Here is a 14,791-nt window from a genome sequence, read left to right as displayed (position 1 = left end):
CAGACTCTAATAAAAGCACATTGAAAAGTGTACTTCCAAAAAGATGTTTTCTTTTCCGTGTAAAATCCTTATTTGAATCAACAACAAATAGTGAAGAAGAATCATTCATGGTTTTGATGTCCTTCCGTATAAACAATTGGCCTATTATCAGAAATGATAATAGGCCACACATTTCTACCTGTATGTCAACAAAAAATTCAAATTTTCCAAAAAAAAGAGGAGCACATTTTTTTATGTTCCCCTCAAAGCCGTCATTTCTTAACTTAATGACATCGATCATTTCCCTGTTTCGAGTATTGTATTCGCAATTTGAAGTTGATTCTCAGTTGGCGGATTAATTCCTTCTAAAGGATATTCTAAGCCAAGTTCTTTCCATTTATAAGCCCCTAGAGTATGGTATGGTAATACTTCTATTCTTTCTACATTTTTTAATTGAATAATAAATTGATGTAGTCGTTCCAAATATTTTTCATCTGCATTGATTGTTGGTACCAATACATGACGAATCCATACTGGCTTTTGGATATCCGACAAATACTTAGCTAGTTCTAAAATATTTTGATTCGTATGTCCCGTTAATTCTTTATGAGCCATTTCATCAATATGTTTTATATCTAATAATACTAAATCTGTAACATTCATAAGTTGTTTAAACTTAGAAAAGAATGGTTCTTCAAAAGTAAATGGTTGTCCACAAGTATCTAAAACTGTATTGACACCTTCTTTTTTAGCTAATGTAAAAAGTTCAATCAGAAAATCAATTTGAAGTAACGGTTCACCGCCACTGACTGTAATGCCACCATTATCTTTCCAGTAAGGACGATATCGTAAAGCTTTCTTTAATACCACTTCTGCACTTTGATCTGGCTCTTTCGTTTTCCAAGTATCGGCATTGTGACAAAACTTACAACGCATATGACATCCTTGCATAAAGATGACATATCTTACGCCTGGTCCATCTACAAGGCCAAACGTTTCAATCGAATGAATTGCTCCTAACATAATATCCCCCTAACTAGAAAGAGCCTTATTAAAGGCTCTTATGACATGTACGACTAATAACATCTAATTGTTGTTCGCGAGTTAAATCAATAAATTTAACGGCATAGCCAGAAACACGAATTGTAAAGTTTACGTATTCCTCTTTTTCTGGATGTTCCATCGCATCTTTTAATTTTTCTACACCAAATACATTCACATTCAAGTGGTGAGCACCCTGATCAAAGTATCCATCCAATACATTCACTAAGTTATTTACTCTTTCCTCTTCATTGTGACCCAACGCATCTGGATTAATTGTTTGCGTATTACTAATTCCATCTAACGCATATTCATAAGGAAGTTTTGCGACAGAATTTAGCGATGCCAACAATCCATTTTGTTCTGCTCCATATGCAGGGTTAGCACCTGGTGATAATGGTTCTCCTGCTTTTCTTCCATCTGGAAGCGCACCTGTAGCTTTACCATATACAACATTTGAAGTAATTGTAAGAATTGAAGTCGTTGGTTCACTATCACGATATGTGTGGTGTTTTTCAATCTTACGCATAAATGTCTTTAATAACCATACAGCAATTTCATCCGCACGGTCATCATCATTTCCATAACGAGGAAAATCTCCTTCAATTTCATAATCAACTACCAATCCATCTTCATCACGAATTGTCTTCACTTTTGCGTATTTGATAGCACTCAATGAATCTACTACATGCGAGAATCCAGCAATACCCGTTGCGAAAGTTCTACGTACATCTGTATCAATCAAAGCCATCTGGCTTGCTTCATAATAATATTTATCATGCATATATTGAATCAAATTCAAAATATTTACATATAACCCTGATAACCAGTCCATCATGATATCGTATTTATGCATTACTTCATCATAATCTAAATAATCACTTGTGATGGGCTTATATTCTGGACCTACTTGTACTTTTGTCTTTTCATCTACACCACCATTGATAGCGTATAGTAAACATTTAGCTAAGTTTGCACGAGCACCAAAGAACTGCATTTCTTTACCAGTTTGCGTAGCACTTACACAACAACATACTGCATAATCATCTCCCCATACAGGACGCATTACATCATCATTTTCATATTGTACACTACTTGTATCAATACTTACTTTTGCAGCATATTTCTTGAATGGTTCAGGCAAATTTGAAGAATACAATACAGTTAAGTTTGGTTCTGGACTCGGTCCCATATTTTCAAGTGTATGCAAGAAACGGAAACAAGTTTTAGTAACCATACTTCTTCCATCCATACCTAAACCACCAACATCAAGTGTTGCCCAAACTGGATCTCCTGAGAATAATTGGTTGTAGCTAGGAATTCTAGCAAACTTAACCATTCTAAATTTCATTGTCACATGGTCAACAATTTCTTGAATTTCACTTTCTGTGAAGACACCATTCTCTAAATCTCTTTCAAAATAAATATCTAAGAATGTTGAAATACGACCTACTGACATAGCCGCCCCATTTTGTGTTTTAATAGCAGCTAAATATCCAAAGTATAGCCATTGTACTGCTTCTAATGAGTTTTTAGCAGGCTGAGAAATATCATATCCATAGCTTGCTGCCATAATTTTCATTTCTTTTAACGCCTTGATTTGTTCAGCCAATTCTTCACGCTGACGAATTACATCATCCGTCATTGTTCCATCGCCACAATATGCTAAATCTTTTTGTTTCTGTTCAATTAAATAATCAATACCATAAAGTGCAACACGACGATAATCCCCTACGATACGTCCACGACCATATGTATCTGGTAATCCTGTAACGATTTTGTTACGACGTGCTAAACGCATTTCTGGTGTGTATGCACTAAATACAGCATCATTGTGAGTTTTATGATATTTTGTGAAGATTTCATGTAATTTTTCACTTGGTTTGTATCCATAAGTTTCGCATGCCTCTTCACTCATACGAATACCGCCATAAGGCATAAATGCACGTTTTAATGGTTTATCTGTTTGTAAACCGACAACCTTCTCTAAATCTTTATCTAAATATCCAGGGCCATAAGCAGTTAGACTCGAAACCACTTCTGTTTCCATATCTAATACACCGCCTTTGGCACGTTCTTCTTTTTGTAGTTTTTGAAGCTCAGCCCATAAAGTATTTGTCGATTCTTTTGGACCTTCTAAAAAGCTTTCATCTCCATTATAAGGTTTGTAGTTGTTTTGAATAAAATCTCGAACATCTACCTCGTCCTTCCATTTACTGCCTTTAAATCCTTGCCATTGTTCTTTCATAATTGCCTCCTTCTAATGACAGTTAGTTTAATCTAACAGTTATTTTAAGTTTACTATGATTTCTTGGAGTAGTCAATTAAAAAGACCCACCGAAAAGACAAAGTAAACTTGCCCAGACGGTCGGCCTATAACATCATACTTCATGTGGTAACTCCACTTCCGTCAGTCATATGATATCTAAATCATAACAAAGAACTATCAATTACGCAAGCGTTTTCATCACGGGCATGAATTTAGCTTTGTGCTTCTCCAATATTTGTCATTTTAAACCCCTCTCCATGTACTTCATGCGACTCTACAACCACAAAGAAAGATTCTGGATCCGCTTCTTGTACAGCCTTTCTTACTTGATACATTTCTTTACTGTTACATGCACACATTACCACTTGCATATCATCTTGTTTATATCCACCTTGAGCATTTAAAATCGTACTTCCCCTTTGACTTGTTTCGTCAATCACCTGACAAATTCTTTTTCCGTGTTTTGTCACAATAAAAGCGACCTTACCTGAATTCAAGCCATAAATCATTTTATCCACTACAACCGCGAATAATAAATTTACAATCATACCATAAATCATTCCATCTACATCTTTAAATAAAATACCACCCACTAGAATAATGCCAACATCTGATAAAAAGGCAATATTTCCTAAAGATAAATGAGGTCTTAATGCCTTTACAGCCATGATGATAAAATCAGATCCTCCTGTAGATGAATTTCTTGTATAAATCATCGCATAACCAATTCCACCAAAAACTCCCGTACATAAGGCAGCTAATAATCGATCTCCTTGGTAGACTGGAAATAATGGTGCCACATAGTCAATAATCAATGAAGATACAATCATACAGCGAATGGAACTGATAAAAAACTTCTTTCCTAATAATTTGTAACAAAGTATTGCAACAGGTATATTCAATAGAATCGTTGAAAAACCAATGGGAATATTAAATAGTCGATAAAAGATAATTGAAATTCCCGAAAATCCTGTCATAGGAAACTTAGCTTGTACGGCAAAATTATAAATTCCAATCGCAACAAAGATACTGCCAACTAATTCCCACATCATTTGTACCAATAATTCTTTTGTCTTATTCATAAACACCTCCAAAAAAAGAAACGCCTAAGATCAAATCTTACAGTGAAATCACTGCACCTACGATTTGATCCTAGACGCTTTAACCACTCATCCGGTGAAGAGTGAACGTTATTTTTAATGCACCCATCTATTGTATTGAACATGATCATTTAAGTCAAGAAGAATCTGCTAATTCGCTATTTGTGTCTGCTAGTTAGCTATTTGTGGGATGTTCAATGTATAGCGAAAATAGTAATATTTTAGATGAAAGGAGGCCAATTATGGACACAAAAAAGATAGGAGCCTTTATCGCAATGAATCGAAAGAAAAAAGGATATACACAAGAGCAGTTAGCTGAAAAATTAGGTGTGACAAATAAAACCATTTCGCGATGGGAAAAATGGAGTTTCCCCAACTAAAGGATATTAGAAACAATCCGTGAAACACCTGCTTTCGTTATAGGAATTACAATAGAATACTATATTTTTTAACACGCATTTCTATATTGATTTGCATGTTTTTAATATCAAAAGAAAATTTACAACAAACACCATACAACACTTGACGACAGTTTATGACTGTTATATACTGTTTCCAAGAAAAGAAAGAAGGATATAAAGAATGAAAATTATAATCAATACTTCCCTAATGGTTCCCATATATGAACAGATTGTTGACCAGATTAAAATGCTCATACGTAACGGGGAACTAAAGGAAAACGACAATCTTCCATCTGTCCGTACACTTTCTAAGGAACTAAAAATAAGTGCTTTAACTGTAAAAAAAGCTTACGACAATTTGGAAAGTGAGGGTTTTACGGTTACAGTACATGGAAAAGGCACTTATGTAGCGGCTACAAATACAGAACTGCTTTTGGAAGAACAGAAAAAAGAATTGGAAGCGGATTTGGAGCAGGCTATCCAAAAAGGCAGACGATGTGGTATTAGTGATGAAGATATAAAAAGTTTATTTGAGTTGATATTGGAGGGCTGATGTATGTTAAAAATTGAACACTTGAAAAAGCATTATGAGAATTTTTCTCTTGATTGTTCATTAGAGCTTATGTCTGGATGTGTAACAGGCTTGATTGGACAAAATGGTGCTGGAAAAAGCACAACATTTAAGGCGATATTAGGTTTGATTTCACCTGATGGCGGAAATATTACCATACTTGGAAAGGACAGAAAAAACTTCACAGCAAAAGATAAAGAGGAATTGGGTGTAGTATTGTCGGATTCTGGTTTTAGTGGGTATCTGAAGATAAAAGATATTATCCCTATATTGCAGAATATGTACTCAAAATTCGACAAATCACTATTTATAGAACAGGCACAGAAATTTCAACTACCTATGAATAAACAGATAAAAGAATTTTCAACAGGAATGAAAGTAAAATTAAAAGTGCTGGTTGCAATTTCACACAATGCAAAACTGCTGCTACTGGACGAACCGACAGCAGGTTTAGATGTAATCGCAAGAGACGAATTGCTTGAAATGTTAAGAGAATTTCTGGAAAAAGATGAAGAACGCTCCATTTTAATCAGCTCTCATATATCCAGTGATTTGCAGTCGCTATGTGATGACCTTTATATGATACATGACGGAAAAATTATTCTGCATGAAGATACGGACGTTCTTCTTAGCGACTATGCTTTATTAAAAGTAGACGCAGAACAATACAGCAAGCTGGATAAACAGTTTATATTGCGTTCCAAAAAAGAAACATATGGATATAGCTGTCTGACAAATCAGAAACAGTATTATATGGAAAATTATCCTAAAATTGCCATTGAAAAAGGTACAATAGATGAAGTTATTACCATGATGATTAGGGGGACAGAACAATGAAAGGTTTATTCGTAAAAGATTTGAAATTGATGATGTCACAGAAAAATTTTCTGTTGCTCATTTTGGCGATTGTAATCGGAATGATGATATTTACTGATGATGTGATATTCCCATTAGGTTTTCTGAGTTTCACTGTATCACTTTTTACAGTAAGCACTATCAGTTATGATGATTTTGATAATGGAAATGCGTTTCTGTTTACATTACCTATTACACGTAATCATTATGTGAGTGAAAAATACTTTCTTGGTCTATTATTGGGATGTATTGCTTGGGTTTTGGCAACTATTTTAGGAATAATTACAACTGTATTGAAAGATACATTACCTATTACAGATTTAGTACAGAGTTCATTGATGATTTTACCTATTATGATTGTCGTTCAAGCAATCATGCTTCCTTTTCGGCTAAAATTCGGTGGAGATAAAGGAAGAATTGCTATGATTGGTGTATTGGGCGGTCTGGAAGTAATCACTCTCGTTATCGTGAAAGGAGCAGAAGCCATTTTCAATATTGATTTAGTTAGTCTGCTAGATAATTTGCCAACTGTAAGCATGGGAGTTCTTATCGCTATTGCAATTATTATCGCTTTATTGATGTTATTGGTTTCAATGAAAATCAGTTTGTCAATTATGAACAAAAAAGAATTTTAAAAGCTAAAGTGAAAAGTTAAATTCCACTTTAAAACGGAACAAAAAAATTTTGGAATTTACTCGTTCAGAATTATATTTTCATAAGAATATCGGATATTAAGTCTGATATTCTTTTGGTTTTAAGAATGGAACTTAATCATACGTATACAAGAAGTGTGACTTTCATGACAGAAATCATGGTATTTTAGGGAACAATAAAGCTATGGAATTTCGTTCATTTTTTCGGGTGTAAGATTAAATTCCACTTTAACTGCATGTGCTATTGTCAGTCTGCATCTCATGTTTCATACATTCTCCGAATGATTTTAGTTATCTTCTTTTAGTAAATATGGTTTTAAAATTATTTCATCATTTTCTATTTTCTTGATTCCAAATTCTATGAATTTCTTATATAAATCTGGACTTAGGAACTCCATCATCTCCAGCAGTGACTTTCCTTTTAGCTTCTCCTTTGGCTGGGAATTGATGTGGGATACCATGAGATTAGCCTTCTGCTGTGAATCAAGACCAAGCTCCTTGAGACCTGCTTCTTTAGGGCATATGTAACCTATCCCTTGTGGTTGTTCTCAAGACTTCCTTTCTGACATGATTGCATAGCATCGCAGTAAAAGACATGAGTTGATGCCATCATTGTCTTTTTCTAGTCCTTCTACATCTGAGAATTCAGTACTTCTATCTGTCTTGATTACCTCCACTTCCTTTTTGAATAGATCTTTTCCTAATATTGATTCGAGAAGGTCTATGCCTTCAACCATAGCCTTTGCAGTCTTCTCTTCATGGTATAGAAAAAGTGAAAAGAAAATGTTTGATGAATGAAGTGGATGTTATTAAAGTAGATCCAAAGAATACGAGTAGGATTGGAAAAGAAAAGTATACAAAGATCAAAGGACTGAGTGTACATTATTGTGCAGCCTATGTCATCAATCGAAGAGGCATGGGATTTGTGGATTAAATGAGATAAATAATCAGAACTAGAAGTTTATGATATCTTACTGGATGATAGGTACATAGATCATGGATGAAATTCTGAAGTATTTATAAATAAAGCATACAATAAAAACTCCATCTTTCTGAGTGAATCGGGAAACCGAATGATTCAGAAAGATGGAGTGAATATTGAAATGTTACCGGATGACTGGAAACGAACCTGGCACGTCATTTAGACGTGTGACTTTTTTGCAGAAAAAGTCTTTTCTTGTTTACTATGAACAATTTCTTCAGCACGATCTAGTGCTGCACTGATACTTGGTTGGAAGTTTTCTTCTCCCACAAGCTCAATAAAGCCTGCCTTTTCCATGACCTTCATCGGTTGATCATTCACATGTGAAAATACAATCGTGATTCCTTTGGATTCACAAACTTGAACTAAATCCTTTAATGCGTTTAGTGCCGTACTATCTAATGAAGGAACACTGCGCATACGAAGAACTAGACATGTTGTAAAATCTTTTACCACAATTTCTTCAATCACACTGGTCGCTCCAAAGAACAAGGGTCCTGAAATCTCATAGACACGAATCTGAAGGGGAAGCTTTTGAAGGTGTTCATCAACATCGAGTGTATCCTCATCTACATATGTCCAGCCATTGACTTTTGTTTCTTCACTCATACGTTTAATGAATAATAAACAAGCAAGTACCATTCCCACTTCAATGGCCACAACCAAATCAAAAATTACAGTTAGCACAAATGAAGTGACTAAAACTATAATATCACTCTTAGGTGCTGTTTTAGCTAAGTTCACAAAGGTACGCCATTGGCACATATTGTATGCGACGATAAATAAAATTGCTGCAATGGTAGGCATCGGAATCATTCCGGCATATGGCATTAAAACAACCAATACAATTACTAATGTGATAGAGTGCACCATACCGGCAATCGGTGTTTTTCCTCCATTTTTAATATTGGCAGCCGTTCTTGCGATAGCACCCGTGGCAGGAATTCCTCCAAATAAAGCTGACGCAATATTTCCAGCACCCTGCGCAACAAGTTCCATATCCGAACGATGTTTTCCATTAATCATGCCATCAGCAACAACACAAGAAAGTAATGATTCAATGGCCGCTAATACAGCTATGGTTAGTGCATTCGGTAATGCATTTTGAATCATGTTTAATGATAAGCTTGGAAAATGTAAAGATGGTAATGCATTGCTGATGGTATAAAGATTTCCAATTGTATTTACCTTTAAAGGCAAGAATTGAACCATCAAAATTCCAGCAATAACGGCTAAAAGTGAGCCTGGAATTCTTTTAAAGATATATGGAGCAATAATCAAGATAACTAAAGATACCACACCTACAATCACGGCATCCATATTCATTGTAGAAAAATTATGGATTACAGTCTCAAATTTTTCAACCGTCTCAATAGGCTTTACTCCCGTTGGATAAGTTAATCCAAAAAAATCTTTTAATTGTCCAATCACAATCGTAACGGCAATACCCGAAGTAAAACCTGTCGTAATAGTAAATGGAATAAACTTGATTAGACTTCCAAAATGACATAGACCCATCAAAATCAAAAAAACACCTGCAAGAATTGTGGCAACGACAAGGCCATCCATTCCATCATGCGCTACAATTCCAGCAACAATCGTCGCAAATGCAGCAGTCGGTCCTGCAATTTGTACACTGCTTCCGCCTAGTGCTGAAATGACAAAACCTGCCACAATTGCAGTAAATATACCGGCTTCCGGTCCAACGCCAGAAGCAAGTGCTAATGCAATCGATAATGGTAATGCGATAATAGCGACGATAATTCCAGCTGTCACATCTTTGAAAAACCGAGACTTATCATAGCTTTTAAGTGATGAAAGTAACATCGGTTTTAGTGAATTCATTTGTTAATATCCCTCTCTTTTTAACAACCTTTAAAGTATACCATAATTTAAGTATTTTTAAGGAATTTTATATACTAGTATTTGATATACTATACATATAACACTAAATTTCAGGAGAATAATATGAAAAAAAAGACTAAAATTATAATTTTAATCTCAGCATGCCTTTTAATCGTTGTTATCGGCATTTATTACTTGTTTCCAAAGGAATCAAGTAATGGAAACATCTATGTTCAAAAAGTTTCAACAATCATCGGATCTTCCTATACGGAAAATCGTTATTCAGGTGTTGTAGAATCCTCAGAAACAGTTGATATTAATCAAGATGGAAACAAATCCATTACAGATATGTATGTAAAAGAAGGGCAAAAAGTAAGTAAAGGAGATAAATTATTTTCTTATGACACTACAGAAGCAGCGAATTCGATTGCACAAAAAAAATTAGATATTGAAGCCCAAAACAATGAAATCGCCGCTCAAAATAATACAATTGAAGATTATAAGGCCGAACTAAATAAGGGTGGAGATAAAGTAGAGATTCAGGCACGAATCAATGATGCGAGTTATGCGATTCGTCAAGCTCAAAACACAATCAAAGCTACACAAACTGAAATCGATCAGTTGAATAAACAAATTGAAAATTCTACTGTCCTTTCTACTATTGATGGAATTATTAAAGAAGTAAATAAAGATGGTGGAACGGATGAGAGTGGAAACCAAAAACCGTTAGTATCCATTACGCAAACTACAGATTTTAGAGTGAAAGGCTCTATTAGTGAAATGGGCACCATTTCTGAAGGGACAAGTGTCATTGTCAGAAGTCGTGTAAATGAAGATCAAATCTATAAGGGGACTGTCACAAAAGTAGAAACAGAGCCTCAATCGAATTCGAACAATAACTTTTATGGAGCGGATTCAGGGGAATCTGCATCAAAATACCCTTTCTATGTCTCTTTAGACAACAACAAAGGTTTAATGCTTGGACAACACGTATATATTGAAGTGGATAATGGCCAATCTACAAAGAAAAAAGGTATCTGGCTAGATGCAAGTTTTATTGTTTCGGATGACAATGGAAATTCATATGTATGGGTATCTGAACGTGGTAAATTAAAGAAAAGAAAAGTAGAACTTGGTAAAACAGATGAAGAAACCTATACCACAAAAATCAAATCAGGACTCAACGTTGATGACTATATCGCGTGGGCTGATGATTCTTATTCAGAAGGAATGAAAACAACTACAGAATATCAGACGGAAACGGATGGTGATGCCAATGCTTCTTAATATACAAAATATTTATAAGAACTACGGTAAAGAACCTATGATTGTTCCTGTATTAAAGGATGTCAGTCTTGAAGTCGTACAAGGTGACTATATTGCGATTATGGGACCTAGCGGCTCAGGTAAAACAACACTTATGAATATCATTGGATGTTTAGATCGAGCAAGTTTGGGTACGTATCTATTTGAAGATGAAGATATTTCTGAAATGAATGATGATGCATTAAGTGATCTTCGTTTAAATAAGATTGGCTTTGTATTCCAAAACTTCAATCTTCTAAGTTCGGAAACCGCCCAAGAAAATGTAGCTTTACCTTTGATTTATGCAGGTATTGATAAAGAGAAAAGAAATCAAAGAGCTATAGATGTATTAAATAAAGTAGGTTTACAAGATCGTATTTCATTTAAGCCAAGCCAATTATCTGGTGGACAAAAACAGCGTGTTGCGATTGCTCGCGCCATTATCAATAATCCAAAAATCCTACTTGCCGATGAGCCTACAGGAGCACTTGATCAAGCAAGCGGAAAACAAGTTATGGAATTATTTAAATCCTTAAATGATGAAGGTGTAACAATCATTATGATAACGCATGATGCCAATGTGGCAAGTCATGCAAAAAAAATTCTTCATATCATTGATGGAGAAATCATTGAAAATAAACAAGGAGGTGTGCTATGAAGCCTTCTATAAAAAAAGGAATTATTATTACTTCTATATGTGCATTTACCTTAGTTGGAATTAAGTTTTATTTGAATTCAACAAACAAAATCGATGTAAACTCTGTATCCACATTAAATACAGGGTATTGGGATAACCCATCCACATCTACTGGTCTTGTATCCAATAGTGATAGGCAATCCGTATTATATGATGCTTCTAAAACAATTACACAAGTATTTGTACAAGAAGGTCAACAGGTCAATTCAGGTGATCCTTTATTGTCATATGACCTAACTACACTTCAAAGTGCAGTAGATACAAGTCAATTGGATGTAGAAAAAGCTCAAAATGCGATTGCACTTGCCGAGCATGAATTAAAGAAATTATTAAATACAACGCCTATTCCAGATGTTGTCGAAGAACCAGAAATTCAAGATCATACTCCTGCACCATTGCCTGGTGTTCCTGAAAAAAATGGAAATGGTTTATATCCTTATATTCTATCTTTATCACAAGCTGAAAAGAATTTCACGGCTTATAAAATCTATTACACTTCTACAACAAGTGAAGCTCCTGAAAAAGGGCCTCATGAAAAGGCATCATTATGGAAAGAAGAAAGAGAAATGAAAGAATCTAACAATACCTGTTGGTATTGGATTGAATATACATATACAGATGGTTCAACAAACGCGTATGATTCTAAAGATGTTGTAGAATATTATAGTGATAAACAACAAATCCCAAATAAAGAAATCTTTTTAGCTGGAACTAAACAGAATCCGTATGTATTTAAGTTAAGCGAAAATCAAGGGTTTGTGTATGGAAAGCTATTTTTAGACAATGCGAATCTAAACCAATACTTACGATTCGATGTGTATACAAATGATGGAGATATTGATTCTTCATGGCTCGTTCGTTGCGACAAGTTTACCACTATACAATCCATTAATGAAGGCGATATGTATTCGGTGATTTCACACACAAAGGAAGAACAGAAATATGTGGAAGTAGAACAAAAGCCAAGTCAAGATCTCTCATCGGGTTATACAGAAATTGAACTTGCGAAAGCAATCCGTGATAAGAAACAGGAACTGAAAACTTTAGATTTAGGCTTAAAAAAAGCTCAGCTTTCTTTAAGCGAAAATAAAGCTTTATTAAATGATGGAGTTATTCGTGCAAAACGAAGTGGCATTGTTCGTAATATCAAAAAAACATCGGATTCTTTACAAGATGGAAATACCTTCTTAGAAGTAGCCGGTGGACAAGGAACTTATATTAAAGGAAGCATTAGTGAATTAATGTTAAATCAAATTAAAGTTGGAGATACTATTTCTGCCTATTGTTGGACAAGTGGAGAAACGTTTGATGCCAAAATCCAAAGTATTGATACTGTACCTTCTTCAAATAGTAACTATAATGGTTCAGGTAATCCAAATGTGAGCTATTATGATTTTGAAGCTTATGCCAAAGATGCATCGAAAATACAAGCTGGCGAATATTTAGAATTAACATTCAATTCGGCTGGTGACACTACGAGTTCGATTTGGCTTTCTAAGGCTTATGTCAAACAAGAAGGAAATAAATACTATGTTTTAAAAGATGTTCATGGCAAATTGAAAAAGCAGTATGTGACCGTTGGAAAAATCGTATGGGGCGATACGATGGAAATCAAAGATGGACTTTCAGACACAGATTATATTGCGTTTGCGTATAGTAAAAACGCAAAAGAAGGCGTTAAGACGCAAAAATCTTCGGAGGCTACATCATGATTGAAAACATAAGATTATCATTTCGAGGTATTTTTACGCATAAAATGCGATCATTTCTTACAATGCTAGGAATCATTATTGGGATTGCCTCTATCATTGCGATTGTTTCTACAATTAAAGGGACAAATGATCAGATTGAAAAGAATTTAATTGGTTCCGGAAATAACACAGTAAAACTAGCTTTGTATCAAGAAGATTGGGAATACTCTTTTGATTCTGGTATTCCTAATGGAGTTCCAACTGTTTCAAAAGACACACTTAAATCCTTAAAAAACATTGATCACGTAGAAGGTGTTTCTCTGTATCGTTCTAGGCAAAGTTATCAAGCCATCTTCCGCAATAATACATCTTTAGACGGTGGATACATCATGGGTGTCCAACAAGATTATTTCTCTATTAGCGGGTTAACTATCAAAAAAGGAAGAGGCATTACAGATAAAGACAACAAAAAATTTAGACAAGTTGCCGTCTTAGACGAAACAAGCGCAAGACTTCTATTTGGCGAAGATGATCCAATCGGTAAAACCATAGAAATTTCTTCAACACCATTCACCATTGTTGGTGTTTGTGCCAATAAAGAAAATTTTGAACCTTCTATGGATAGCATTGATGAATATTATACATACAATCAATCTACTGGTTCTAAAGTCTATGTTCCTATTGAGTCTTGGCCATTATTCTATCAGTTTGATGAACCTCAAAGTGCTTTACTGAAGGTGGATGCAACTTCAAATATGACTAGTGTTGGAAAAGAAGCAGCCGATGTATTAAATACATATGTCTCTTCTTCAAATGTTCAATACAAAGCACAAGACTTATTGAAGCAGGCAAAAGATATTCAAAATCTTTCTAAATCCACAAATGCCATGTTAATCTGGATTGCCGGTATTTCCTTACTTGTTGGTGGTATTGGTGTTATGAACATCATGTTAGTAACAGTAACAGAAAGAACGAAAGAAATTGGTCTTAAAAAAGCCATTGGTGCTAAGAAAAAAGCCATCCTATTTCAATTCTTAACTGAAGCGATAGTACTTACTTCAATTGGAGGTATTGCAGGTGTAATAACAGGTATTGGCTTAGCTAAATTAATATCTATTCTAAATGGTACACCTGTATCCATTAGTATTCCTGCCATGATACTATCTGTATTATTCTCTATGGCAATCGGTATTATTTTTGGATTGTTACCAAGTTATAAAGCTGCAAATCTTGATCCAATTGAAGCTTTAAGACATGAATAAAAGTTGTAACGAGAAAATTCGGGTAATCCGCAATTAGATAGGGTTGACTAAAAGTTGGCTTTAAAAATTGTAGGGTTGAAAACCCTATGAGTGTTTAAAGGATTATTAACTAGGGAGCAGAGATATTGTGAAATCTCTGC

General features: G+C 34.7%; 15 protein-coding genes and 1 riboswitch. Of the genes, 9 read left to right on the top strand and 6 right to left on the bottom strand.

The annotated features are described in order from the left end of the window. The 4 genes from H8911_RS12540 to H8911_RS10220 all read right to left on the bottom strand — a co-directional run. The coding region (locus H8911_RS12540) for a hypothetical protein (RefSeq protein ID WP_222621016.1) at window positions 1–280 on the bottom strand (280 nt) is incomplete at its 3' end. Continuing rightward, window positions 277–1,002: a pyruvate formate-lyase-activating protein gene (gene pflA / locus H8911_RS10230; RefSeq protein ID WP_117926407.1), complete on the bottom strand. Its 726-nt coding sequence runs from the start codon at window positions 1,000–1,002 to the stop codon at window positions 277–279. The genes H8911_RS12540 and pflA, both read right to left, overlap by 4 nt. A 28-nt stretch (window positions 1,003–1,030) precedes the next feature. After that, window positions 1,031–3,268, bottom strand: coding sequence for a formate C-acetyltransferase (pflB, locus tag H8911_RS10225; protein WP_186999585.1), 2,238 nt, complete (start codon window positions 3,266–3,268; stop codon window positions 1,031–1,033). Window positions 3,269–3,371: 103 nt separating this feature from the next. Next, a riboswitch (ZMP/ZTP riboswitch) is annotated at window positions 3,372–3,448 on the bottom strand. A 53-nt stretch (window positions 3,449–3,501) separates the two neighbouring features. After that, the gene (locus H8911_RS10220) at window positions 3,502–4,371 is read right to left on the bottom strand and encodes a YitT family protein (RefSeq protein ID WP_117926411.1); all 870 of its coding nucleotides are present in this window, start codon (window positions 4,369–4,371) and stop codon (window positions 3,502–3,504) included. 260 nt (window positions 4,372–4,631) lie between these two features. Between H8911_RS10220 and H8911_RS10215 the strand changes: the two genes are divergently transcribed. The 4 genes from H8911_RS10215 to H8911_RS10200 all read left to right on the top strand — a co-directional run bounded on the left by H8911_RS10215 (window position 4,632) and on the right by H8911_RS10200 (window position 6,851). Beyond that, complete coding sequence (locus H8911_RS10215) at window positions 4,632–4,769, top strand: helix-turn-helix domain-containing protein (RefSeq protein ID WP_117926413.1); 138 nt, start codon at window positions 4,632–4,634, stop codon at window positions 4,767–4,769. Between the two features lie 202 nt (window positions 4,770–4,971). Then, a complete protein-coding gene (locus H8911_RS10210) occupies window positions 4,972–5,343 on the top strand; it encodes a GntR family transcriptional regulator (protein ID WP_004611555.1) in 372 nt (123 codons plus the stop codon). A gap of 3 nt (window positions 5,344–5,346) precedes the next feature. Further along, complete coding sequence (locus H8911_RS10205; RefSeq protein ID WP_186999584.1) at window positions 5,347–6,198, top strand: ATP-binding cassette domain-containing protein; 852 nt, start codon at window positions 5,347–5,349, stop codon at window positions 6,196–6,198. Continuing rightward, window positions 6,195–6,851 carry an ABC-2 transporter permease gene (locus H8911_RS10200; protein WP_186999583.1) on the top strand — a complete coding sequence of 219 codons (657 nt, stop codon included), beginning with the start codon at window positions 6,195–6,197 and terminating at the stop codon, window positions 6,849–6,851. Before H8911_RS10205 ends, H8911_RS10200 begins: the two co-directional genes overlap by 4 nt. A 305-nt stretch (window positions 6,852–7,156) precedes the next feature. Here the strand turns inward: H8911_RS10200 and H8911_RS12765 are convergent, their stop codons facing one another. After that, window positions 7,157–7,330 (bottom strand): hypothetical protein, encoded by a 174-nt coding sequence (locus tag H8911_RS12765; protein ID WP_244975841.1) that lies wholly within the window; start codon window positions 7,328–7,330, stop codon window positions 7,157–7,159. Window positions 7,331–7,641: 311 nt separating this feature from the next. Here H8911_RS12765 and H8911_RS10190 point away from each other — a divergent pair, with 311 nt between their 5' ends. Then, on the top strand, window positions 7,642–7,803 hold the full coding sequence (locus H8911_RS10190) for a hypothetical protein (protein WP_186999582.1): 162 nt from the start codon (window positions 7,642–7,644) through the stop codon (window positions 7,801–7,803). Window positions 7,804–8,010: 207 nt separating this feature from the next. On the opposite strand, the gene H8911_RS10185 is transcribed toward H8911_RS10190, so the two are convergent. Next, window positions 8,011–9,696, bottom strand: coding sequence for a SulP family inorganic anion transporter (locus H8911_RS10185; RefSeq protein ID WP_186999581.1), 1,686 nt, complete (start codon window positions 9,694–9,696; stop codon window positions 8,011–8,013). Window positions 9,697–9,819: 123 nt separating this feature from the next. On the opposite strand from H8911_RS10185, the gene H8911_RS10180 reads away from it, so the two are divergent. From H8911_RS10180 to H8911_RS10165, 4 genes are read left to right on the top strand one after another with little or no spacing between them, the layout of a single operon-like run. Beyond that, the gene (locus H8911_RS10180; protein WP_186999580.1) at window positions 9,820–10,983 is read left to right on the top strand and encodes an efflux RND transporter periplasmic adaptor subunit; all 1,164 of its coding nucleotides are present in this window, start codon (window positions 9,820–9,822) and stop codon (window positions 10,981–10,983) included. After that, on the top strand, window positions 10,973–11,659 hold the full coding sequence (locus tag H8911_RS10175) for an ABC transporter ATP-binding protein (protein WP_117926426.1): 687 nt from the start codon (window positions 10,973–10,975) through the stop codon (window positions 11,657–11,659). Before H8911_RS10180 ends, H8911_RS10175 begins: the two co-directional genes overlap by 11 nt. Then, entirely contained in the window at window positions 11,656–13,410 is a 1,755-nt protein-coding gene (locus H8911_RS10170) for a biotin/lipoyl-binding protein (protein WP_186999579.1), read from the top strand. The genes H8911_RS10175 and H8911_RS10170 overlap by 4 nt, the downstream gene beginning before the upstream one ends. Next, window positions 13,407–14,651 (top strand): ABC transporter permease, encoded by a 1,245-nt coding sequence (locus tag H8911_RS10165; protein ID WP_186999578.1) that lies wholly within the window; start codon window positions 13,407–13,409, stop codon window positions 14,649–14,651. Before H8911_RS10170 ends, H8911_RS10165 begins: the two co-directional genes overlap by 4 nt. Window positions 14,652–14,791 lie beyond the last annotated feature (140 nt).

Source organism: Holdemanella hominis (assembly GCF_014306155.1).
Taxonomy (GTDB): domain Bacteria; phylum Bacillota_I; class Bacilli_A; order Erysipelotrichales; family Erysipelotrichaceae; genus Holdemanella; species Holdemanella hominis.
This window is presented reverse-complemented; position numbering and strand designations above follow the sequence as displayed.

What these genes read in the sequence shown, in the direction of transcription:
- pflA (WP_117926407.1), bottom strand. Translation starts at nt 1,002, where the DNA reads ATGTTAGGAGCAATTCATTCGATTGAAACGTTTGGCCTTGTAGATGGA.
- H8911_RS10205 (WP_186999584.1), top strand. Translation starts at nt 5,347, where the DNA reads ATGTTAAAAATTGAACACTTGAAAAAGCATTATGAGAATTTTTCTCTT.
- H8911_RS10180 (WP_186999580.1), top strand. Translation starts at nt 9,820, where the DNA reads ATGAAAAAAAAGACTAAAATTATAATTTTAATCTCAGCATGCCTTTTA.
- H8911_RS10210 (WP_004611555.1), top strand. Translation starts at nt 4,972, where the DNA reads ATGAAAATTATAATCAATACTTCCCTAATGGTTCCCATATATGAACAG.
- H8911_RS12765 (WP_244975841.1), bottom strand. Translation starts at nt 7,330, where the DNA reads ATGGTATCCCACATCAATTCCCAGCCAAAGGAGAAGCTAAAAGGAAAG.
- H8911_RS10165 (WP_186999578.1), top strand. Translation starts at nt 13,407, where the DNA reads ATGATTGAAAACATAAGATTATCATTTCGAGGTATTTTTACGCATAAA.
- H8911_RS10220 (WP_117926411.1), bottom strand. Translation starts at nt 4,371, where the DNA reads ATGAATAAGACAAAAGAATTATTGGTACAAATGATGTGGGAATTAGTT.
- pflB (WP_186999585.1), bottom strand. Translation starts at nt 3,268, where the DNA reads ATGAAAGAACAATGGCAAGGATTTAAAGGCAGTAAATGGAAGGACGAG.
- H8911_RS10185 (WP_186999581.1), bottom strand. Translation starts at nt 9,696, where the DNA reads ATGAATTCACTAAAACCGATGTTACTTTCATCACTTAAAAGCTATGAT.
- H8911_RS10200 (WP_186999583.1), top strand. Translation starts at nt 6,195, where the DNA reads ATGAAAGGTTTATTCGTAAAAGATTTGAAATTGATGATGTCACAGAAA.
- H8911_RS10175 (WP_117926426.1), top strand. Translation starts at nt 10,973, where the DNA reads ATGCTTCTTAATATACAAAATATTTATAAGAACTACGGTAAAGAACCT.
- H8911_RS10215 (WP_117926413.1), top strand. Translation starts at nt 4,632, where the DNA reads ATGGACACAAAAAAGATAGGAGCCTTTATCGCAATGAATCGAAAGAAA.
- H8911_RS10170 (WP_186999579.1), top strand. Translation starts at nt 11,656, where the DNA reads ATGAAGCCTTCTATAAAAAAAGGAATTATTATTACTTCTATATGTGCA.